The sequence below is a fragment of the Streptomyces sp. Y309 genome, assembly GCF_056712025.1.
On the sequence record NZ_CM160048.1, the window covers coordinates 2,016,449 to 2,036,721 of the forward strand.

Below are 20,273 nucleotides of genomic sequence, written 5' to 3' on the forward strand. Positions count from 1 at the left end.
CCCTGACGAACTCGGCCGGAGCCGACAGTAGTTGTGGTCAGAGGCCGATGTCGGTCAGCCACTGACCGGTGGTACGGGGAGTGATGCCGAGCAGCTTCTGGGCGGAGTTCTCGGGTGTGATCGGGCGGCCCGGAAGCGTGCTCATGGCCGCGTAGGCTCCAGCGACGTCGGCGGCGGGGCCCTCGCCGATCAGAGGTGCGACGGAGCTGCGGAACCGCTCGGGAGTGATCTGCTCGAAGAGCACATCCTTGTCGAAGTGGGCGCCGAACGCCTCGGCCAGGCCCGGTCCGGTGATTGCCGGGTACTGGCCGACGGAGACCACGCCGGTGACGTCCGGACGGTCGAACAGGGCGAGGACGGCGTCGGCGATGTCCAGGTGGGAGGCCCAGGAAGCGGGGAAGTCGGCGCGGATCGGGTAGGGCAGCACGCCGCGTTCGCGGACCGCGTCGAGGACGAAGGGCATGAGCAGGTTCTCCAGGTAGAACGTGGGCGTGATCACCGCGTGGGACACCCCGGCGTCCGCCAGGCCGTCGGCCAGCGTCGCGGCAGCGCCGCCCGCCGCGGGGTCGATCGGAGCTCCACTGGTGGAGAACACCACGCGGGCCGGGCGGGCTTCGCGGACGGCGGCGAGGATGTTGTGCGCGTAGGTCTGGCGGTCCTCTTCGGAGACCACCGGCAGGTGGACGAACACACCCTCGGCACCTCGGTAGGCGTCGGTCAGGTCGGCGGCGGAAGAGTAGCCGGCGGCCACGACGCGCTGCGCGCCGTGCACGACGGCGTCGGGGTTGCGGGTCAGAGCGGTCACGGACTTGCCCGCGGCGGCGAGAGCGGCGACGACGGGGGCACCCTGGGCGCCGGTGGCGCCATGAATCACGTAGGTCATGGCGTCATTAGTGCATGAGGTGCACCAGTTACATCAACTGCACTAATGGGGTACGGTCAAAAATTGTGACTGATCCTTGTCTGCCCGAGTGTGGTGTCGCCCGGTTCCTCGCGCTGCTCAACGGGCCGTGGGCCACCCTGATCGTGCGCGAACTGCTGCACGGCCCCCACCGCTTCAACCAGCTGCGCGAGGCCCTGCCCGGCATCAGCCCGCACACCCTGACCAGTCGGCTGCGCCAGTTCGAGAAGCACGGCATCGTCACCCGCACGACCTACGCGGAGGTCCCGCCGCGCGTCGAGTACGCACTGACCCCTCTCGGTGAGGGGCTGCGCGATGTCCTGGAGGTCATGGGGGCCTGGGCCATGGCGGTGCCGGATCCCGAGTCCGGCGTCACCGCCTGACGTACACCTGGCCCGGGGGCCGTACTCGGTCACGGCGAGGATGCGAGCCTCTGCCGCAGGGCGTCGTTGTCGTCGTGGTGGACCACCTCCTCGAAGCGCAGCCGCAGCCCGTGCTTGTCCAGCAGCTCCGCCACGATCGAGTCGAGCTGTTCGCGGTGATCCTTGGTCCGCGCCTGGAGGTATGCCTCGCGGACGTCTTCGGGTTCGTCGGCGAGGACCCTGGTGACTTGGTCAGGATGCGGACCAGGCCCGGGTACTCGACCGCTTTCAGTTCGCGCAGGATGCCGCGGGTGAGGCGGTACTTCGTCTCATGGCCCTGGTAGGGGTCGGTGACCGAGCTGAGCAGCATCGTGCCCCGGCGCTTGGGCTCCGGCATCTTCGCCAGCTCCTTGCGGGCGAGCTCGACCGCGTTCTTCTTCACGTACAGGTAGTCGCCCCACTCCTTGACCGACCGGCCGAACTGGCGCCCGGCGAAGCTGGCGAAGCAGTAGGCGCAGCCCAGCACGCAGCCGGTGTAGGGGTTGATGACGTAGTCGTTCGACGGGGTCTTCGACTTCTGGATCAGGGTCTTCGCCTCGATCTCGACCGGCTCCATGACGTACTTCCTTCCTGCGACCCGGTCGTCCGTGTCCGACGTGCCGGGGTCCTGTGCTGTCCAAGGGTCGGCCGACAGCCGCCGAACCCATACACATGGAACAATAATCGGTGGAAGTTGCTTCCATGGAATGTAAATGGTTTGCTGGAGGCCGAGCGAGTCCTGAGCCCGCCATCGGCCGGAGCGCGCCGCAGGGCCACGTACCACCGTTTCCCCCGACCGAGAGGTTCCCCGATGTCCGGCGCCAGCGAAAAGATCCCCGTCCGCGTCTACGGCGGCCCCACCACACTCTTCGAATACGGCGGACTCAGGTTCGTCACCGACCCGACCTTCGACCCGCCCGGCGAGTACCCCATGCCCCTCCCGGGCGACCACAAGCTCGTCAAGACCGACCCCTCGCCGGTCACCGCCGCCGACCTCGGCCGCATCGACGCCGTCCTGCTCTCCCACGACGAGCACGACGACAACCTCGACAACGCCGGCCGTGCCCTCCTGGCCCAGGTGCCGGTCGTCTTCACCACGGTCAGCGGCGCCGACCGCCTGGGCGGCAACGCCCGCGGCCTCGCCTTCTGGCAGACCGCCGAGCTCCAGCGGCCCGACGGCGGCACCGTGACCGTCACCGGCGTGCCCGCCCGGCACGGCCCCGTGGGCTGTGAGCCGATCTCCGGTGACGTCATCGGCTTCATGCTCACCTCCGACGATCTGCCCTCGGTCTACGTCAGCGGCGACAACGCCGCCCTGGAGCACGTCAAGGAGATCGCCGAGAAGTTCGCCCCGGTGGACACCGCGATCCTCTTCCTCGGCGGCGCCCGCATGCCCTTCGCCTTCGACGGCGCCCTGCTCACCCTCGACAGCGCCCTGGGCGCCGAGGCCGCCAAGACGCTCGGCGCCCGCCGCGTCGTCCCCGCGCACTACGACAGCTGGGCCCACTTCCAGGAAGGCCGCGGCGAGATCGAGGCCGCCTTCACCGAGGCCGGCCTGGCCGACCGCCTCGACTTCGCCCGATGACCCCGACCGACCCCGCGGAGACCACAATGACCACTGCCAACCTCGACCTGGCCCGCGCCTACTTCCAGGCCGTGCAGACCGGAGACATGGCCGCCCTCGGCAGCCTCCTCGACGAGCAGATCGTCTGGCACCAACCAGTTCTCCGGCGACCACAAGGGCCAGGGCGCCGCCTTCCAGATGCTCGGCGGCATGATGGAGGCCAGCCAGGGCACCTTCGCCATCGACAAGATCCACTCCCTCATGGGCAACGGCGACCTGGTCGCCGCCCACATCCACTTCACCGGCCGTCGCGGCGACACGTCCATGGCCATGGACGGCGTGGACCTCCTGCGCATCCAGAAAGGCAAGATCACCGAGATGTGGCTCTTCTCCGGCGACCAGAGCGCCGAAGACGCCTTCTGGGGCCGCTGAAAGCCGTGTGCGCCCCGAGACCACCCCGGCTTCGGGGCGTACGACGGTGCCTCCTCGGCGCCCGCTACATGGGCGAAGACCGCAGCCAGGAGTACGCCGCCCGCAACGGCGGCCCCGGCAACCTCCTCGTCCGCGCCCGCATCGACAACGTCATCGCCTTCGACGGCACCGCCGACTGAACGACAACGGGCGGCTGGTGCGGGGCGGGTGACGATGTTCACCCGCCCCGCACCAGCCGCCCGAAGCCGTGCCCAAGGTGCCCTGGCTCACGAGGCCGACCGACCGGGCTGCTTCGGCGCCCGCATCGCCGACACCGGCGTCTGACCCGCGGCCTTCCGCTCCGCGTCCAGAGCACGTCCGGCTGCCCGCAGCGTACTGAGGACCGCGGTCACCTCCCGCACGGACCGCTCGGGAATCACCGACCCGATCCGCAGCTCCAACTCGTCCTCGAACACCCGCACCGCCCCGTCCATCAGCTTCCGCCCCTCGGCCGTCAGCTCGACGATCGAGGAACGCCGGTCGTTCGGATTCGCACGACGCTCACACAGGCCCGCGGCCTCCAGGCGGTCGACCACCTTGCTCGTGCCGCCCACCGTGATCGAGAACTCCTCGGCGATGTCCTGGATCCGCGGCCCGGGCCGACGCAACAGCAGATGCAGCACCTCGAACGACGTCAGCGGCAGGTCGTACTCCGCCCGCAGCCGCGCGTCGATGCCATTCCACAGCTCGATCTCCAGCGAGACCAGCTCCCGGTACAGCAGCTTCAGATCAGCCATCACTCATCTTCCGAAGAATTATCTTCCATGGATGATTCATTGTAGCCATGGCGGCCCGGACGCGGTCGCGTTCGTCGGGAGCCGGGCTCATACGGGGGTGTCCGTGGTGGCGGGTGCGCCGGCAAAGGGCCTTGTCACGGTTGTAGACGCGCAGCAGAAAGGCGTGCGGGTTGTCGTGGACGGCTAGGCTGGATCGCCCGCCGGGCAGCCGGACCGGAGACGCCGGTGCCTGCGGCGGTACGGTGCCGACTAGCCTGCTTATGTGCCAACTAAAGAGCCTGGTCGCACAGCGGTCAGCGCCGCACCCTCGGCATCCCCAGCCCGATCCACGAGATGATCTCGCGCTGGATCTCGTTGTTGCCGCCGCCGAAGGTGAAGATGACCGCCGAGCGGTAGCCGCGTTCCAGTTCGCCGTGGAGGACCGCGCCCGTCGAGCCCTCCTTCAACGCGCCCGCGGAGCCGACGACTTCCATGAGCCAGGCGTAGGCCTCGCGGCGGGCCTCGGAGCCGTAGACCTTGACGGCGGAGGCGTCCTGCGGGGTGAGGGTGCCGTCCTGGACGGCGTTCACCATCTGCCAGTTGAGGAGTTTCATCGCGTCGAGCTTCGCGTGCGTCTGCGCGAGGCGGCGGCGCACCCAGGGCAGGTCGACGACGCGGCGGCCGTCTGCGAGTTTGGTGTCGGCGGCCCAGCGCTGGACGTCGTGCAGGGCGCGGATCGCCATGGTGCCGTGGGCGGCGAGGGTGACGCGTTCGTGGTTGAGCTGGTTGGTGATCAGCCGCCAGCCCTTGTTCTCCTCGCCGACGCGGCGCGAGACGGGCACGCGGATGTTCTCGTAGTAGCTGGCCGTGGTGTCGTGCGAGGCCAGGGTGTTGATGACGGTGCAGGAGTAGCCGGGGTCCGACGTCGGCACGAGGAGCATGGTGATGCCCTTGTGCGGCGGGGCGTCCGGGTCGGTGCGCACAGCCAGCCACACCCAGTCCGCGGTGTCGCCGTTGGTCGTCCAGATCTTCTGCCCGTCGACCGTGTAGTGGCCGGTCGTCTCGTCGCCCTCGCGCACCGCCCGGGTCTTGAGCGCCGCGAGGTCGGTGCCCGCGTCGGGCTCGCTGTAGCCGATCGCGAAGTCGATCTCGCCGGACAGGATGCGGGGCAGGAAGTACGCCTTCTGCTCGTCGGTGCCGTACCGCATGAGCGTCGGGCCGACGGTGTTGAGCGCCATCAGCGGCAGCGGCACGCCCGCCTGGGCGGCCTCGTCGAAGAAGATGAACTGCTCCATGGGCGTGAGCCCGCGGCCGCCGTACTCCTCGGGCCAGCCGACGCCGAGCCAGCCGTCGGCTCCCAGGCGGCGGATCGTCTCGCGGTAGAACCGCTTCTGGGCGGCGGGCTCGGCGTAGCGGGTGTACGCGTGGCCCGGCACCAGCTCGGCGAAGTACGTACGCAGTTCGGCGCGCAGCCGCTGCTGCTCGGGCGTGTATTCGAGGTGCACGGCCCCTCCTGTCGTCCCTGCGCCCGCCCCTGTCGTGGCGCTGCGGCTTGACGGCGCACACGGTAGAACGTGTTTCAGTAAGGCGGAAGGGCGATGACGGTAGGGATAAGGGGCCCACGGGGGCCTCTCCTGGGTGGAACCTGCGACGCGGCACCCCCATCAGCACCTGCTTGCCCGCCCTGCGCCCCCGCCCCTTGAGAGGCTGAGGCATGACGAACCATCAGCCCGGCGCGGGGGCGGGCACCGAGACTCCCGGCGCCCGCGTCGGCAACCGGCACCCTCTCGCCCTGGTCCTGTTCACGCTCACCGTGGTCAGCGGTTTCGTGGACGCCGTCACCTTCCTCGGGCTCGGCCGGGTCTTCGCGGCGAACATGACCGGCAACGTCGTCGTCATCGGCTTCGCCGCCGCGGGGGCGCCGGGCTTCTCCGTCACCGGGTCGCTGGTGTCGCTCGGCGGGTTCCTCGTCGGCGCGGTCCTGGCGGGGCGGCTGGCCCGGCGGTTCCGCGGGCGGCGCCGGGCGCCGTGGGTGCGGGCCGCGCTGTGCGGCGAGGCGGTGCTCCTCGGTACGACGACGGTGCTGGCGTTCGCGGGTGCCGCCGACGCGACGTACGTCCTGATCGGACTGCTCGCACTGGCGATAGGGCTGCGCAACGGCACCGTACTGAAGCTGAACGTGCCGGCGCTGACGACGACGGTGGTCACGCGCACGCTGACCGGGCTCGCCACCGAGTCGCGGCTCGCGGGCGGCGGGGACGTGCACGCGGCGCGCCGCACCCTCGCCACCGTCGCGTTGATCGCGGGAGCGCTGCCCGGCGCGTGGCTGGTTCTCGGCCACGGGATCGGCTGGCCGCTGCTCGTGAGCACCGCGGCGGTGGCGGTTGCGGCCTGCGTGTACCGCGAGAGGCCGGAGGGGATTGCCGGGGCGCCCGGTTCGTAGTCCGGCGGGAAGCACTTTCGGACGCGCTCTCGGATTGGACATTGCCTCGCTTTGGTCACGGTCCCCAGAGGGCGGGCGACGGTCAGGCCGGCGGCGGCAGCGGCACGATGAACCTCTCCCTGCACACCGGGCGCGGGCGCGCGAGCTGATGCGCCGCTACCGTCGGGCCCTGCTCGCGCACCGGGACGGCGCGCGCATCGTGGCGGGTACGTACGCCGCCGACACCGCCACGCTCGCTGCGCCGAGACGCTCACGTCGGCGCTCCTGAAGGTCCCGGAGGGCGGGCGCGAGGCCACGTGGACGGCCTGGAGCCCTTGCGGCGGGTGACTACCCGTCACTCCGCCGCCTGGCCCCGTACTTCGCCGACGCGTCCTTCGACGGCCGCTTCGAGCACGGGCTCGACCTGCTGCTGGGGACCGGCACGGCCTAGGCAGGGCGGGTGGGCCCTGGGCGTGGCCCGCCGGGACCTGGGCGTGGCCCGCCGGGACCTAGGCGTTGTCCGCCGCCGCCCGCACCGCCGCCACGTCGATCTTCTGCATCTTGAACATCGCCTCCGTGGCCCGCCGCGCCCGCCCCGGGTCCGGGTCGTCGAGCAGTCGGGGCAGCTCGGCGGGGATGACCTGCCAGGACAGGCCGAACTTGTCCTTCAGCCAGCCGCACTGGCTCTCCTGGCCGCCGTCGGCGGTGAGCCTGCTCCAGTAGTGGTCGACCTCCGCCTGGTCGGCGCAGTCGATGGAGAAGGAGACGGCCTCGTCGAAGGTGAACTCGGGGCCGCCGTTGATCCCGAGGTACGGCTGGCCGTCCAGCTCGAACTCCACGGTCAGCACGCTGCCGGCGCGGTCCGGCACGGCCTCGCTGTAGTACGTCACCTTCGTGACCTTCGAGTCGGGGAACACGGAGACGTAGAACTCCGCGGCCTCCTTGGCCTGGGTGTCGAACCAGAGGTTGGGGGTGATCCTGGGCATGGCGCTCTCCTGTTCTGAGTGGCGGCGGCGGTTGTTCCGGGTGGCGGCAGCGGTCGCCGCGTCGTCCGCTGTCTGTACTGACCGTCCTGCGGCGCGGAACTCATCGCCGTCGAGGTCGGTGGGCCGGCGGGAGCGGCCGGATCCGGGTCAGTAGGGCCACGACCAGTCCGCGACCTCGGGCAGGTCGGTGCCGTGCTCGCGGATCCAGGCGTGGTGACGGGTGCGGTGGTCGGCCATGAGCTGGCGCAGGGCCGTGGCGCGGACGGACAGGTCGGGGACGCGGTCGATGACGTCCATGACCAGGCGGTAGCGGTCGAGGTCGTTGCGTACGACCATGTCGAAGGGCGTGGTCGTCGTGCCCGCCTCCTTGTAGCCGCGCACATGGAGCTGCGCGTGGCCGGTGCGGCGGTAGGCGAGGCGGTGGATCAGCCACGGGTAGCCGTGGTAGGCGAAGATGACCGGCTTGTCGCGGGTGAACAGCGCGTCGTACTCGAAGTCGGCCATGCCGTGCGGGTGTTCCTCGCGCGGCAGCAGCCGGGCGAGGTCGACGACGTTGACGACCCGCGTGGCCAGCTCCGGCAGATGCTCGCGCAACAGGGCCGCGGCGGCGAGGACTTCCTGGGTCGGCACATCGCCCGCGCAGGCGAGTACCACGTCCGGTTCGCGCGGCCCGGCGTCGGTGCCGGCCCAGTCCCACACGCCCGCGCCGCGCGCGCAGTGGGCGCGGGCCTCCTCCAGGGTCAGCCAGTCGAAGCAGGGCTGCTTGCCCGCGACGATCACGTTCACGTAGTCCCGGCTGAGCAGGGCGTGTTCGGCGACGGACAACAGGGTGTTGGCGTCCGGCGGCAGATAGACGCGTACGACCTCGGGGCTCTTGTTGAGGACGTGGTCGACGAAGCCGGGGTCCTGGTGCGAGAAGCCGTTGTGGTCCTGGCGCCAGACGTGCGACGTCAGCAGGTAGTTGAGCGAGGGGACGGGCGCGCGCCAGGTCAGCCCGCGGGCCGTCTTCAGCCACTTGATGTGCTGGTTGACCATGGAGTCGACGATGTGCACGAACGCTTCGTACGAGGAGAACAGGCCGTGCCGGCCGGTGAGGACGTAGCCCTCCAGCCAGCCCTGGCAGAGGTGTTCGGAGAGCACCTCCATGACGCGGCCGTCGGCGGCGAGGTGTTCGTCGGTGGGCAGGGTCTCGGCCTGCCAGGCCTTGCCGGTCGCGGAGTACAGGGCGCCGAGCCGGTTCGACTCCGTCTCGTCGGCGCCCATGACCCGGAAGTCGCGCCGCTCGGCGGTGTCGGCCATGACCTTGGCGAGCATCGTGCCGAGCACGCGGGTCGGCTCGTGCAGGGCGGTGCCGGGCTTGTCGACGGCGACCGCGAAGTCCTCCAGGGGGCGCAGCGGCAGGGTGCGGGTGAGCAGGCCGCCGTTGGCGTGCGGTGTCGCGCCCAGGCGCCGGTCCCCCTCGGGCACGCAGGACAGCACCTCCGGGGTGGGGCGGCCGTGGGCGTCGAACAGTTCCTCGGGGCGGTAGGAGCGCAGCCAGTCCTCCAGCTGGCGCAGGTGCTCGGGGTTGTCGCGCACGCCCGCGAGCGGCACCTGGTGCGAGCGCCAGGTGCCCTCGACGGGATCGCCGTCCACGCTCTTGGGGCCGGTCCAGCCCTTGGGCGTGCGCAGCACGATCACCGGCCAGGCCGGACGGCGGCCACGCGTACCGGCGGAGCCTGTGCCGGAGGAACCTGTGCTGGAGGAGCCTGTGCCGGAGGACCGCGCCTCCTGCTGCACCTCGGTGATGCGGTCGACGGCCAGGTCCAGGGCCTCGGCGAGGTCGCGGTGGACCGTGTGCGGGTCGTCGCCGGACACGTGCAGCGGCTCGTGGCCGTACCCGCGCAGCAGGGCGTCCAGTTCGACCTCGGGGATGCGGGACAGCAGGGTCGGGTTGGCGATCTTGTAGCCGTTGAGGTGCAGGATCGGCAGGACCGCGCCGTCGTGCACGGGGTCGAGGAACTTCCCCGAGTGCCAGGAGGCGGCCAGCGGCCCGGTCTCCGCCTCGCCGTCGCCGACGACGCAGGCCACGAGCAGGTCCGGGTTGTCGAAGGCGGCGCCGTAGGCGTGCGCGAGGGAGTAGCCGAGTTCGCCGCCCTCGTGGATCGAGCCCGGCGTCTCGGGCGCGACATGGCTCGGTACGCCGCCCGGGAACGAGAACTGCCGGAACAGGCGCCCCATGCCTTCCGCGTCCCGGGTGACGTCCGGGTACGTCTCCGTGTAGCTGCCCTCGATCCAGGAATTGGCGAGGACGGCGGGACCGCCGTGGCCCGGGCCCCAGACGCACAGGGCCGCCAGGTCCCGCTCCTTGACGAGGCGGTTGAGGTGCGTGTGGACCAGGTTGAGGCCGGGCGAGGTGCCCCAGTGGCCGAGGAGGCGGGGCTTGATGTGCTCGGGCCGCAGGGGCTCGGTCAGGAGCGGGTTGGCGAGCAGATAGATCTGGCCCGCGGCGAGGTAGTTGGCGGCGCGCCAGTGCGCGTCGACGGCGGTGAGCCGGTGGGCGTCCAGGGAGGCGCCACGGTCCTGGGCTGCCGGGGCGGCGGGGCGTTCCTGGGCCATGGGAACCTCGTTTCTGTCCGGTGGGCTGTCCGGTGGAGTGCCGGGTTCCACGTGCGGCGCGGTTCAGGCGGGGCGCGTCGTCGGCCGCGAGGGAGGCCGGGGACGCGGGGTGCTCGAATCGTGCCCCTGTGACCCCTTCACTCCCTTCGTACCCCGGGGCTGTCCGGCACCGCGAGTCGCCCTGGTACGTCCGATACGTCGCGTGGCCGTGCCCGTGCGTCGTGCCCCCGCCGGGCCGACCGGCCCTCAGCAGGCCTCAGCAGGCCCAGCAGGTCTCCAGCCAGACCTCAGCAGGCCTTCGGCCGGTCCAGCGCCGCGCGCTGAGCGTCACTGAGCCGCCCCGCCCTGGCGACGACGCCGTACGCCCCCGCCGCGTCGCGGCACACGGCCACCGGGTCGGCGATGTCCGGATGCTGTTCGGCGTCGTACAGCGCGATGGCGACACGGTCCTCGGTCCACCCCAGAGCGGACGCCAACTCCCCTGCCGTCAGCGGCACTTCGGCATGGACGAGCGCGGCGAGCACGGTCAGGGCGTCGGCGAAGGCGAGGGCGGCGGTGCCGCCGGCCATGTCGTCGCTGAGGCTCGTGAAGAACTGCCGCATCTGGTCGAGGCGGGCGCCCGCGGGCGTGCCCGGGTCCAGGGCCTCGGCGCCCGCCTGCGCGGTGTCGGCCATCATCGCGTGCGTACGGGCGCTGGTCAGCCAGGTGCGCAGCCATACGTCGTCGTCGATGACGTAGCGCTCACGCCGCCCGGAGGCGTCGCGTGCGCGCCGCAGCAGGTCCAGGCGTTCCAGATAGCCGACCGCCTTGGAGACCGAGGCGGGGCTGACCCGCAGCCGCCGCGTGAGGTCGGCGGCGGTCAGCGCTCCGGGGTCGGTCGTGACGAGGCTCGCGAGCACGCGGGCCGCCATGCGCGGCAGCCCCGTGTGCACCATCAGCTCCGCGAACTGGTCCACGAAGGCGCGCACCGCCTCCGGGTCGCGCCCGTACCCCGCGTCTTCGGCGGGCGCGTCCTCGCCCCGGGCCGAGGCGGCGCGGCGGGCGCGGCGGGCGGTGGCGTGGTGGGCGTGGTCGGCCCGGTAGCCGCGGGGGCCGCCGTTGCGGGCCACTTCCCTGCTGACGGTCGACGTCGGCCTGCCCAGCCGCCGGGCGATCTCCGCGTACCCGAGCCCGTCGGCGAGCCCGGCGGCGACGCGCAGCCGGTCCTCGTGGGTGAGCCTGCCTCCGGGCATCGTGCGCTCCCCTCTGCGGCCGTGGCCTTCGGTCGATGACCCGGACAGTATGCGTTCACGAACATCTCATTGCAACGCCAAGGAACGAGGTATTGCGTTCACAGCCAATCCCATTGCAATAGGTACGCGATTCACGCGCACAAACACCCCTGAATTCCCTCTTAGCCAATTGCCTCCCCAATAAACGCAACGTAGCTTTCGCGTCCGATGAACAGCGAGGACAAGCGAGGGCAAGGGACCGATGACAACGCATACCAGCGATGACGACGACGGCGGCGTCGTGCTCGACGTGGAAGGGCTACGGATGCGGTACGGCACGACCGACGTCCTGCGGGACGTGACGTTCCGCGCCCGGCACGGCGAAGTGGTGGCGCTGCTCGGGCCGAACGGCGCGGGCAAGACGACCACGATCGAGATCCTGGAGGGCTTCCGGATGTGCTCCGCGGGCCGGGTCTCCGTCCTCGGCACGGACCCCGCGCACGCCGACGAGGCGTGGCGGGCCCGCGTGGGCGTCGTCCTGCAGTCCTGGCGCGACCACGCCAAGTGGCGGGTGCGGGAGCTGCTCGCGCACTTCGGCAGGTACTACGTTCCGTACGCCACCGACGCGGTGCCGCGGCCGTGGGACACCGATGAACTCCTCGCCGCGGTCGGCCTGTCGGAGCACGCGGGCGACAAGATCAGGACGCTGTCCGGCGGGCAGCGGCGGCGCCTGGACGTGGCGATCGGACTGGTGGGCCGCCCCGAACTCCTCTTCCTGGACGAGCCGACGGCGGGCCTGGACCCGCGGGCCCGGTACGAGTTCCACGACCTGGTGCACCGCCTCGCCGCCGAGCACCGGACCACGATCCTGCTCACGACGCACGACCTCGCGGAGGCGGACAAGCTCGCCGACCGCATCATGATCCTGTCCGGCGGCCGGATCGTCGCGGACGGCTCGGCACAGGAACTGGCCCGGCGCACGGCAGCGGCGGACGAGGTGCGCTGGACGTGCGGCGGACGGCGCTTCAGGCACGAGACGACCGAATCGACGGGGTTCGTACGGGAGTTGTTCCGCGAGCACGGCGAGGCGATCGGTGAACTGGAGGTCCGCAGGGCCTCGCTGGAGGACACGTACATGGCGCTGGTGCGCAAGCAACAGGGGAGCGGATCCGGCGAGGCGGGCGGTGCGGGTCCCACCGCGGACGCCGGTGCGGCCGCGGACGCCGGTGCAGACGCTGGTGCGGGCGAGGGACACGCGGCGGTGACGGCCCGATGAATCCGACGAATCCGATGGATCCGACGAACACGGCGCTGCGGGCGGGCTGGAGCCGCGGGGTGATCGAGCTGCGGCAGACGTTCACCAACGGCGCGGACCTGGTGTCGCATCTGCTCTGGCCGGTGCTGATGCTGACGGCGCTGTACTTCATGCGGGACAGGGAGTTCGGGTCGAGCGGGCTGCTGCTCGGCACGCTGGCGCTGCCGAGCATCCTGGGCATGAACGCCGCGATGGGCATGGTCACGATGAGCCAGGTCCTCACGGCCGAGCGGGAGGACGGCACGCTGCTGCGGGCCAAGGCGACACCGGGCGGGATGCGGAGTTATGTGACCGGCAAGGTGGTCACGGTCGCGGGCGGGCTCGTCGCCGACCTGGCGATCCTGCTGATCCCGGGCATGCTCCTGATCGACGGCATGGCGGCGGGCAGCGCGGGCTCCTGGCTGACGGTGGCGTGGGTGCTGGTCCTCGGCATGCTGGCGACGCTGCCCGTCGGCGCGATCCTGGGCTCGCTGTTCCCGAGCGCCCGCGGGCAGGGCCTGATCCAGTTGCCGGTCATGGCCATGATCGCGATCTCCGGCATCTTCTACCCCGTCACGTCCCTCCCGGACTGGCTCCAGATCGTCGCCCAGGCCACCCCCATCTACTGGCTCGGCCTCGGCATGCGCTCCGCCCTCCTCCCCGACGCCGCGGTCCAGGTGGAGATCGCCCACTCCTGGCGCCACCTGGAAACCGCCGCCGTCCTGGGCATCTGGGCCGCCCTCGGCCTGGCCCTCGCCCCGGTGGTCCTGCGCAGGATGGCTCGTCGGGAATCGGGGTCTGGGGTGGCCGAGCGGAAGGAGAAGGCGTTGCAGCGGGTGGGGTAGGACAGCGAATTGGGTGTCCCCTGTCCGTGCCCTGTACGTCCCTTGGATCACCGCTAACCAGTGCTCCGCGAATCTGGGGTCACTCCCGCCGCAGAGGAAGCCGACGGCGGAAGTGACCACCACCGCACTGGAGTTGAGATGACCCGTCAGACCCGCGTACGCGCCGCTGTCGTCACCGCCACCGCCCTCGTCACCGCCGCCACGGTGACCGCGGGAGTCGGCGCCGCCACCTCCGCCACCGACGCCAAGGCGTCCACGTCCACGTCCACGTCCGCGTCCGCGTCCGCCAAGCCCACCAAGAAGCAGATAGCAGCGCTCTTCGACGGATGGAACAAGGCCCTGCAGACCGGCGACGCCGAGACGGTCGCCGCGAGGTACGCGAAGGACGCGGTGCTGCTGCCCACCGCTTCCCCGCAGATCCGTACCGACCGTGCCGGGATCGTCGACTACTTCGAGCACTTCCAGGACAACAAGCCGAAGGGCGAGAAGATCCGCAGCGTCATCAACGTCCTCGACAGGAACTCGGCGATCGACGCGGGGCTGTACGAATTCCACCTCACCGACGCCAAGACCGGCGAGAAGCGCACTGTCGAGGCCCGGTACACGTACGAGTACGAGAAGCGGAACGGCAAGTGGCTGATCGTCAACCACCACTCCTCTGTGCTGCCGCCCGCAAACTGACCGCCACGCACAGCCCGCCCCCGGGCGCGTCCCGCAGGCTCACGGTTCCGCCGTCGTCCGTCACGAGCTGTTTGACGACGGCGAGGCCGAGGCCCGAGCCGGCGCGCCCGGTGAGGCCCCGGCCGCGCCAGAAGCGGTCGAAGGCCCGGGACTTCTCGGTGTCGGACATGCCGGGGCCCTCGTCGAGGACCGACAGTTCCACCTCGTCGCCCTCGCGCTCCACCCGCACGGTGATCGTCGCCCCGTCCGGCGAGACCTCCAGGGCGTTGGAGAGCACATTGTCCAGGACCTGTTCCAGGTTGCCGGGGGTGGCGGACACCAGCAGCCGGTCGTCGGCGCTCCCCGTGAGCGCGACGGTGACGCCGCGCTCGTCGGCGGCCGGCCGCCATACCGAGAAGCGCTCCTCGATGACGTCCCGGAGCGACAGCGGCTCCGCCGCCGTCGCCTTCGCCTCCGCCCTGGCGAGCACCAGCAGGCCGTTGACCAGGCGGCTCATCCGGACCACCTCGGCCGTCGCCTGCTCCACGTCCTCCTTGACGAACTCGTCGTCCACGCCGTCGGCGATGTTGTCGAGCGAAAGCCGCAACGCCGTCAGCGGGGTCCTGAGCTGATGGGAGGCGTCCGCCACGAAGATGCGCTGCGCGCCGATCAGCGTGTCGAGACGCTCCGCGCCCTGGTTGAGCGTGCGTGCCAGGGTCTGGGTCTCCTGCGGGCCGGTCACGGGGGAACGGGCCGTCAAGTCGCCGTCGCTGAATTTGCTCGCCATGTCGTTGAGCTGGCGCAGCGGCCGGGTCAGCCTGCGGGCGGCGATCGCGCCGAGACCGGCCGCCGCCGCGAGGACGAAGACGGCGAGGGCCGCGCGGAAGCCCCAGATGGTCCACAGCCGGTCGCTGAGACCGCTGGTCGAGTACACGATCCGGACGGCGCCCACGACCGGGCCCGCGTCCTCGTCCCGGCCCCCGTCGCCGTCCGCCGCGCGCTCGTGGGCGGGGACGGTGATCACCAGACGCGGTCCCCAGATGAAGGAGGAACCCCAGTCGGTCGTGGACCTGCCCTCCCCGAGGACCTCCGTCAGGTCCGCGTCCCGCTTCGGCCGGGGCAGGTCGGCCGCGCACTTGCCGGTGACGGTCACCTGGACCTCGCCGGGCGTCTCGTCGCCGTACGCCCTGGCCATCTCCTCCAGGGCCTGGCACGAGGCGGCGTCGCCGTTGCCGAGGAGCAGCGCCATGGTGGTGGCCTCGCGGTTGACGGACTGCTCGGTGTCGTCCCGCAGCTGGGCGGTGAGCGTGAAGGCGACCGGGATGGTGAACAGGCCGATGGCGACCGCCACGAGCAGCACATAGCTGCGGATGAGCTGGCGGATCATGAAGTGCTGCCCGGGGCTCCGCCGCCGTCGCCGCCGTCCTCAGAATCAGTGGCACCCGCGGCATCCGCGGCATCGACGACGAGCCGGAAGCCCACCCCCCGTACCGCCTCGATGGTGATCGCGCCCGCCAGCTTCCGCCGCAGTGCCGCGACGTGAACGTCGAGCGTTTTCGTCGGCCCGAACCAGTTGGCGTCCCACACCGCCTCCATGATCTGCTCGCGCGACATCAGCGCGCCCGGCTCCTCGGTGAGGAAGGCGAGCAGGTCGTACTCCTTGGGCGTGAGCGGGACCTCCGCGCCGTCGACGTGTACGCGCGCGGCCTTGCGGTCGACGGTCAGGCGCGGCCCGTAGCGGTCGGGCCCGGCCGCCAGGGTGCCCGGGGTGCGCGGCTGCGCCCGGCGCATCACCGCCCTTATCCGCGCGATCACCTCTCGTACGCCGAAGGGCTTGGAGACGTAGTCGTCGGCGCCCAGCTCCAGGCCGACCACCCGGTCCGTCTCGTCGCTGCGCGCGCTGATCACGATGATCGGGACGTCTCCGCGGGCGCGCAGGGCCTTGCAGATGTCGAGGCCGTCGGCGTCGGGCAGGCCCAGGTCGAGGAGTACGACGTCGTACGGGCCCGGACAGGCCAGCGCCGCCCCGCCCGTACTGACCCATTCCACCTCGAAGCCGTACCGCAGCAGGCCGCGCCGGAGGGACCGGGCGACCGGCTCATCGTCTTCCACCAGAAGTACGCGCACGTCACGGAGCTTAATGCTTGAAAGTTTGAGCGCTGATCCGGCGCTCCACTGGCTGGATACTGGCATCGGGTTCGCACGTAACAGCAAGGCCGAGCCGACCAACAGGAGGCACCCGTGAAGATGCTCATCAACGTGGCGGAGACCGTGGTCGCGGACGCGCTCAGAGGGATGGCGGCCGCGCATCCGGAGTTGGCCGTGGATGTGGAGAACCGGGTGATCACGCGGGCGGACGCGCCCGTCGCCGGGAAGGTCGCGCTGGTGTCGGGCGGCGGGTCCGGGCACGAGCCGCTGCACGGCGGGTTCGTCGGGCCGGGGATGCTGTCGGCGGCGTGCCCCGGTGAGGTGTTCACCTCGCCCGTGCCCGACCAGATGGTGCGGGCCGCGGCGGCCGTGGACAGCGGTGCGGGCGTGCTGTTCGTCGTGAAGAACTACACCGGCGACGTCCTGAACTTCGACATGGCCGCCGAGCTGGCCGAGGACGAGGGCATTCAGGTCGCCAAGGTCCTCGTCAACGACGACGTGGCGGTGACCGACAGCCTCTACACGGCGGGGCGGCGCGGCACCGGCGCCACCCTGTTCGTGGAGAAGCTGGCGGGCGCGGCCGCCGAGGAGGGCATGCCGCTGGAGCGGGTGGAGGCGATCGCCCGGCAGGTGAATGAGAACGCCCGCAGTTTCGGGGTCGCGCTGAGTGCCTGCTCCACTCCGGCGAAGGGGTCCCCGACGTTCGATCTGCCCGCCGGTGAGCTGGAGTTGGGCGTCGGCATTCACGGCGAACCGGGGCGCGAGCGGCGCGCCATGATGACGTCCCGGGAGATCGCCGACTACGCCGTCGACGTGATCCTCCAGGACCTGGATCCGCACGACCCCGTGCTCGTCCTCGTCAACGGCATGGGCGCCACCCCGCTGTTGGAGCTGTACGGCTTCAACGCCGAGGTCCAGCGCGTGCTCGGCGAACGCGGCGTCCCCGTGGCCCGCACCCTCGTCGGCAATTACGTGACCTCCCTCGACATGGCGGGCGCCTCCGTGACGCTGTGCCGGGTCGACGAGGAGCTGCTGCGGCTGTGGGACGCGCCGGTCCGCACCGCGGGGCTGCGCTGGGGCATGTGAGCACCTCGGGGCCACGGCCCTCCGACCATGACCCACAGCCCTCCGACGTAGACCCCCGGCCCCCCGACGTAGGCCCCCGGCCCCCGACGTATCGACAACGCAAGGAGTTTCAGTGCTCGACGCCGATTTCTTCCGCCGCTGGCTGACCACGGCCGCCGCGGCCGTCGACCGCGAGGCGGAGCGGCTCACCGAGTTGGACTCGCCCATCGGCGACGCCGACCACGGCAGCAACCTCCAGCGCGGCTTCACCGCCGTCGTCTCCGTCCTGGAGAAGGAGGCCCCGGACACCCCCGGCGCCGTCCTGACCCAGGCGGGACGGCAGTTGATCTCCACCGTGGGCGGCGCGTCAGGGCCGCTGTACGGCACGCTGCTGCGCCGCACGGGCAAGGCACTCGGCGACGCGGCCCAGGTGAGCGAGGCCGAGTTCGCCGACGCGCTGCGCGCCGGCGTCGACGCCGTGGCCGCGCTGGGCGGCGCCGCGCCCGGCGACAAGACCATGCTGGACGCCCTCGTCCCCGCGGTCGACGCGCTCCCCACGTCCTTCGCGGCGGCCCGCGCCGCCGCCCACGAGGGCGCCCTCGCCACCACGCCGTTGCAGGCCCGCAAGGGCAGGGCGAGCTACCTGGGCGAACGCAGCATCGGCCACCAGGACCCGGGGGCCACCTCGTCGGCCCTGCTCTTCGAGGCGCTGGCCGAGACGGCCGAGGAGGCGTGACATGAGTCGTGACATGAGTGACGACAGCAAGCTCGTGGGCATCGTGCTCGTCTCGCACAGCGGTCCCGTCGCCGAGTCCGTGGCCGCGCTCGCCTCGGGCCTCGCGGGCGGCGGCACCGCCCCCGTGGCCGCCGCGGGCGGCACGGAGGACGGCGGCCTCGGCACCAGCTCCGAGCTCATCGCCGCCGCCGCGGCACGGGTCGACCGGGGCGCCGGCGTCGCGATCCTCGTCGACCTGGGCAGCGCCGTCCTCACGGTCAAGGCCCTGATCGCCGAGGGCGACGAACTCCCGGACGGCGCCCGCCTCGTCGACGCGCCCTTCGTGGAGGGCGCGGTCGCGGCGGTCGTGACGGCGTCGGCGGGCGCCGACATCGCCGCGGTCGAGGCGGCGGCCCGGGAGGCGTACGACTACCGCAAGGCCTAGGCGGTACGGGGCGCGGGTCCCGCGGTGCCTCGACGGGCCGCGGGCCTCGCAGCCGACAACCCGCACCCCACAACCCACAACCCGCGGACCACAACCCGCGGACCCCGCACTCTTGATGTGCCCCCGTCACCCCTGTCAAATTGGTCCGGACCATTCGCGTCGAGTGGAAGGCACGACCGTGCGACGGACCCCCCACCCGCCCCGCCACCCGCTCCCCCGCACGACCGCCCGGCGCGCCGTCGCCGTCACCGCGGCCGCGTGCGTGCTGAGTTCCTGCGCCTGGGGCGGTGGCGACGACGGCGAGGGCACACGGCCGCCCTCCGCGCCGCGCGGCCTCACCGTCCAGGCGGGCAGCGCCACGACCGTGCACGTGATGTGGAACAGCACCGCCGACGGCTCCGACATCGCCCGCTACGAGATCTACCGCGGCGCCGCCAAGGTCGAGGACGTCCCGGCCGACCAGCACATGGTCGACGTCACCGGGCTGAAGCCGTCGGCCACGTACACCTTCTCCGTCCGGGCCCGCGACGCCGACGGCAACGTCAGCCCGGACAGCAGGAAGCTGACGGTCACCACGCCCGCCGCCGCGAAAGCCGACCGCGAGGCCCCGTCCCGCCCGCGCACCCTGCGCGGCGAGGCCGAGGGCGGGCGCGCGGCGACGCTGGCGTGGGGCGGGTCGAAGGACAACCGCGGCGTGGCCTCCTACGAGATCTACCAGGGCACGTCGAAGATCCACAGCGTCGGCGGGGGCACCACGGACACGCTGCTCACGGGCCTGCGGCCGGGCACCACGTACACGTTCACGGTGAAGGCGCGCGACGCCGCCGACAACTTCTCGGCCGCGAGCCCCGCCGTGCGCGTCACCACCGCCGCGGGCAAGGACAGCGGGCGCGCCACGGCCCCGGCGGACTTCCGGGCGCGTACGCACCGGGCCGACGGGGCGTACTACATCGACCTCGCCTGGCAACCGCCGCACACCGGCGGGGCAGTGACGGAATATCAGATCCATCTGGACGGCAGGAGCGCGACGTCGCTGGTCTTCGGCGGCACGGCGCCGCGGGACAAGGCGAAGCACAGCTTCTACGTCGGCCGGAAGTCCGGCGAGACGCACCGCGTGAAGCTCCGCGCCAAGCTGCCCGACGGCACATGGGGCGGCTACTCCCCCGAACGGACCGTCACCACCCGCTGAGACGCGGACCTCTGGGCCGCTGCGGCCGCTCAGTCACCCTGCTCCCGCCGCGCCAGCAGCTCCGCCGTCCGCAGGCACCACTCGCGCGTCTCGCGCTCGAAGGCGAGGCCGCGTCGGCAGGTCAGATACGGGCCGATCCGGCGGCCCTTGCGCAGGAACTCGTCCTCGTCCAGCTCGCCGCGCAGCCGCCGCAGCAGCTTGCCGAGGACCTCGGTCTTGGCCTCGGCGACCGCCGCGCGCTCGTGGAGCTGGGCGATCACGGGTGCGGCGCCGACATCGTCGACCGCCTGCACCTTGACCAGCAGGTCGTCCCGGATGAAGGAGGGCTTGGCGGGCGCCGCGGCGAACCGTTCCAGTTCGGCGAGACCCTCCTGCGTCACCTTGAACACCCGCTTGTTGGGGCGGCCTTCCTGCACCACCTCACGCCCGGAGACCAGGCCCTCGCCCTCCAGTCGCGCCAGTTCGGCGTACAACTGCTGGGGCTGCGCGTGCCAGAAGTTGGCCACGCCGATGTCGAAGCTCTTGGCGAGCTGATAGCCGCTGAACTCGCCATCGAGCAGTGCTGCGAGCACTGCGTGCCGCAAGGCCATGGCCTGTCTGCCCCTCTTCCCTTAATCGGCCGACACTCGCATCATAGTCAAG

General features: G+C 71.6%; 21 protein-coding genes. 11 read left to right on the top strand and 10 right to left on the bottom strand.

The features are described from left to right. Positions 1-37: 37 nt before the first annotated feature. Positions 38-883, bottom strand: coding sequence for an SDR family oxidoreductase (locus AC0KTA_RS07330; protein WP_481054296.1), 846 nt, complete (start codon positions 881-883; stop codon positions 38-40). A 65-nt stretch (positions 884-948) separates the two neighbouring features. On the opposite strand from AC0KTA_RS07330, the gene AC0KTA_RS07335 reads away from it, so the two are divergent. Next, positions 949-1,284, top strand: coding sequence for a winged helix-turn-helix transcriptional regulator (locus AC0KTA_RS07335; RefSeq protein WP_481054297.1), 336 nt, complete (start codon positions 949-951; stop codon positions 1,282-1,284). Here the strand turns inward: AC0KTA_RS07335 and AC0KTA_RS07340 are convergent. Next, complete coding sequence (locus AC0KTA_RS07340) at positions 1,274-1,879, bottom strand: SPL family radical SAM protein (RefSeq protein ID WP_481054298.1); 606 nt, start codon at positions 1,877-1,879, stop codon at positions 1,274-1,276. The genes AC0KTA_RS07335 and AC0KTA_RS07340 overlap by 11 nt on opposite strands. Positions 1,880-2,113: 234 nt before the next feature. Between AC0KTA_RS07340 and AC0KTA_RS07345 the strand changes: the two genes are divergently transcribed. Then, positions 2,114-2,887, top strand: coding sequence for an MBL fold metallo-hydrolase (locus AC0KTA_RS07345; protein WP_481054299.1), 774 nt, complete (start codon positions 2,114-2,116; stop codon positions 2,885-2,887). A 189-nt stretch (positions 2,888-3,076) separates the two neighbouring features. Further along, entirely contained in the window at positions 3,077-3,298 is a 222-nt protein-coding gene (locus tag AC0KTA_RS07350) for a nuclear transport factor 2 family protein (RefSeq protein ID WP_481054300.1), read from the top strand. Positions 3,299-3,564: 266 nt separating this feature from the next. Here the strand turns inward: AC0KTA_RS07350 and AC0KTA_RS07355 are convergent, their stop codons facing one another. Both AC0KTA_RS07355 and AC0KTA_RS07360 read right to left on the bottom strand, forming a co-directional pair. Next, positions 3,565-4,074 carry a MarR family winged helix-turn-helix transcriptional regulator gene (locus tag AC0KTA_RS07355; protein ID WP_481054301.1) on the bottom strand — a complete coding sequence of 170 codons (510 nt, stop codon included), beginning with the start codon at positions 4,072-4,074 and terminating at the stop codon, positions 3,565-3,567. A gap of 293 nt (positions 4,075-4,367) precedes the next feature. Further along, complete coding sequence (locus tag AC0KTA_RS07360; protein ID WP_481054302.1) at positions 4,368-5,558, bottom strand: acyl-CoA dehydrogenase family protein; 1,191 nt, start codon at positions 5,556-5,558, stop codon at positions 4,368-4,370. A 209-nt stretch (positions 5,559-5,767) separates the two neighbouring features. Here AC0KTA_RS07360 and AC0KTA_RS07365 point away from each other — a divergent pair, with 209 nt between their 5' ends. Further along, positions 5,768-6,496 carry a YoaK family protein gene (locus AC0KTA_RS07365; protein WP_481054303.1) on the top strand — a complete coding sequence of 243 codons (729 nt, stop codon included), beginning with the start codon at positions 5,768-5,770 and terminating at the stop codon, positions 6,494-6,496. 488 nt (positions 6,497-6,984) lie between these two features. On the opposite strand, the gene AC0KTA_RS07370 is transcribed toward AC0KTA_RS07365, so the two are convergent. The 3 genes from AC0KTA_RS07370 to AC0KTA_RS07380 form a co-directional block, all read right to left on the bottom strand. Next, a complete protein-coding gene (locus AC0KTA_RS07370; RefSeq protein ID WP_481054304.1) occupies positions 6,985-7,461 on the bottom strand; it encodes a VOC family protein in 477 nt (158 codons plus the stop codon). Positions 7,462-7,608: 147 nt separating this feature from the next. Next, a complete protein-coding gene (locus AC0KTA_RS07375; RefSeq protein ID WP_481054305.1) occupies positions 7,609-10,059 on the bottom strand; it encodes a phosphoketolase family protein in 2,451 nt (816 codons plus the stop codon). A 287-nt stretch (positions 10,060-10,346) separates the two neighbouring features. Beyond that, positions 10,347-11,291 carry a GbsR/MarR family transcriptional regulator gene (locus tag AC0KTA_RS07380; RefSeq protein WP_481054306.1) on the bottom strand — a complete coding sequence of 315 codons (945 nt, stop codon included), beginning with the start codon at positions 11,289-11,291 and terminating at the stop codon, positions 10,347-10,349. A gap of 241 nt (positions 11,292-11,532) precedes the next feature. Here AC0KTA_RS07380 and AC0KTA_RS07385 point away from each other — a divergent pair, with 241 nt between their 5' ends. The 3 genes from AC0KTA_RS07385 to AC0KTA_RS07395 all read left to right on the top strand — a co-directional run bounded on the left by AC0KTA_RS07385 (position 11,533) and on the right by AC0KTA_RS07395 (position 14,090). Next, a complete protein-coding gene (locus AC0KTA_RS07385; RefSeq protein WP_481054307.1) occupies positions 11,533-12,546 on the top strand; it encodes an ABC transporter ATP-binding protein in 1,014 nt (337 codons plus the stop codon). Next, positions 12,543-13,409, top strand: a complete 867-nt coding sequence (locus tag AC0KTA_RS07390; protein ID WP_481054308.1) for an ABC transporter permease — start codon at positions 12,543-12,545, stop codon at positions 13,407-13,409. The genes AC0KTA_RS07385 and AC0KTA_RS07390 overlap by 4 nt, the downstream gene beginning before the upstream one ends. Before the next feature lie 138 nt (positions 13,410-13,547). Next, positions 13,548-14,090, top strand: coding sequence for an SgcJ/EcaC family oxidoreductase (locus tag AC0KTA_RS07395; RefSeq protein ID WP_481054309.1), 543 nt, complete (start codon positions 13,548-13,550; stop codon positions 14,088-14,090). Here the strand turns inward: AC0KTA_RS07395 and AC0KTA_RS07400 are convergent. Continuing rightward, positions 14,053-15,456, bottom strand: a complete 1,404-nt coding sequence (locus AC0KTA_RS07400; protein WP_481054310.1) for a sensor histidine kinase — start codon at positions 15,454-15,456, stop codon at positions 14,053-14,055. The genes AC0KTA_RS07395 and AC0KTA_RS07400 overlap by 38 nt on opposite strands. Then, on the bottom strand, positions 15,453-16,196 hold the full coding sequence (locus tag AC0KTA_RS07405; protein WP_481054311.1) for a response regulator transcription factor: 744 nt from the start codon (positions 16,194-16,196) through the stop codon (positions 15,453-15,455). The genes AC0KTA_RS07400 and AC0KTA_RS07405 overlap by 4 nt, the downstream gene beginning before the upstream one ends. A gap of 114 nt (positions 16,197-16,310) precedes the next feature. Between AC0KTA_RS07405 and dhaK the strand changes: the two genes are divergently transcribed. The 4 genes from dhaK to AC0KTA_RS07425 all read left to right on the top strand — a co-directional run bounded on the left by dhaK (position 16,311) and on the right by AC0KTA_RS07425 (position 19,631). Next, complete coding sequence (gene dhaK / locus AC0KTA_RS07410) at positions 16,311-17,303, top strand: dihydroxyacetone kinase subunit DhaK (protein WP_016642467.1); 993 nt, start codon at positions 16,311-16,313, stop codon at positions 17,301-17,303. Positions 17,304-17,415: 112 nt separating this feature from the next. Then, the gene (gene dhaL / locus AC0KTA_RS07415) at positions 17,416-18,018 is read left to right on the top strand and encodes a dihydroxyacetone kinase subunit DhaL (protein WP_481054312.1); all 603 of its coding nucleotides are present in this window, start codon (positions 17,416-17,418) and stop codon (positions 18,016-18,018) included. Between the two features lie 13 nt (positions 18,019-18,031). Continuing rightward, entirely contained in the window at positions 18,032-18,442 is a 411-nt protein-coding gene (locus tag AC0KTA_RS07420) for a PTS-dependent dihydroxyacetone kinase phosphotransferase subunit DhaM (protein WP_481056342.1), read from the top strand. A 178-nt stretch (positions 18,443-18,620) separates the two neighbouring features. Continuing rightward, positions 18,621-19,631: a fibronectin type III domain-containing protein gene (locus AC0KTA_RS07425; protein ID WP_481054313.1), complete on the top strand. Its 1,011-nt coding sequence runs from the start codon at positions 18,621-18,623 to the stop codon at positions 19,629-19,631. A 29-nt stretch (positions 19,632-19,660) separates the two neighbouring features. Here AC0KTA_RS07425 and AC0KTA_RS07430 read toward each other — a convergent pair whose 3' ends face one another. Next, entirely contained in the window at positions 19,661-20,221 is a 561-nt protein-coding gene (locus tag AC0KTA_RS07430; protein ID WP_481054314.1) for a PadR family transcriptional regulator, read from the bottom strand. Positions 20,222-20,273 lie beyond the last annotated feature (52 nt).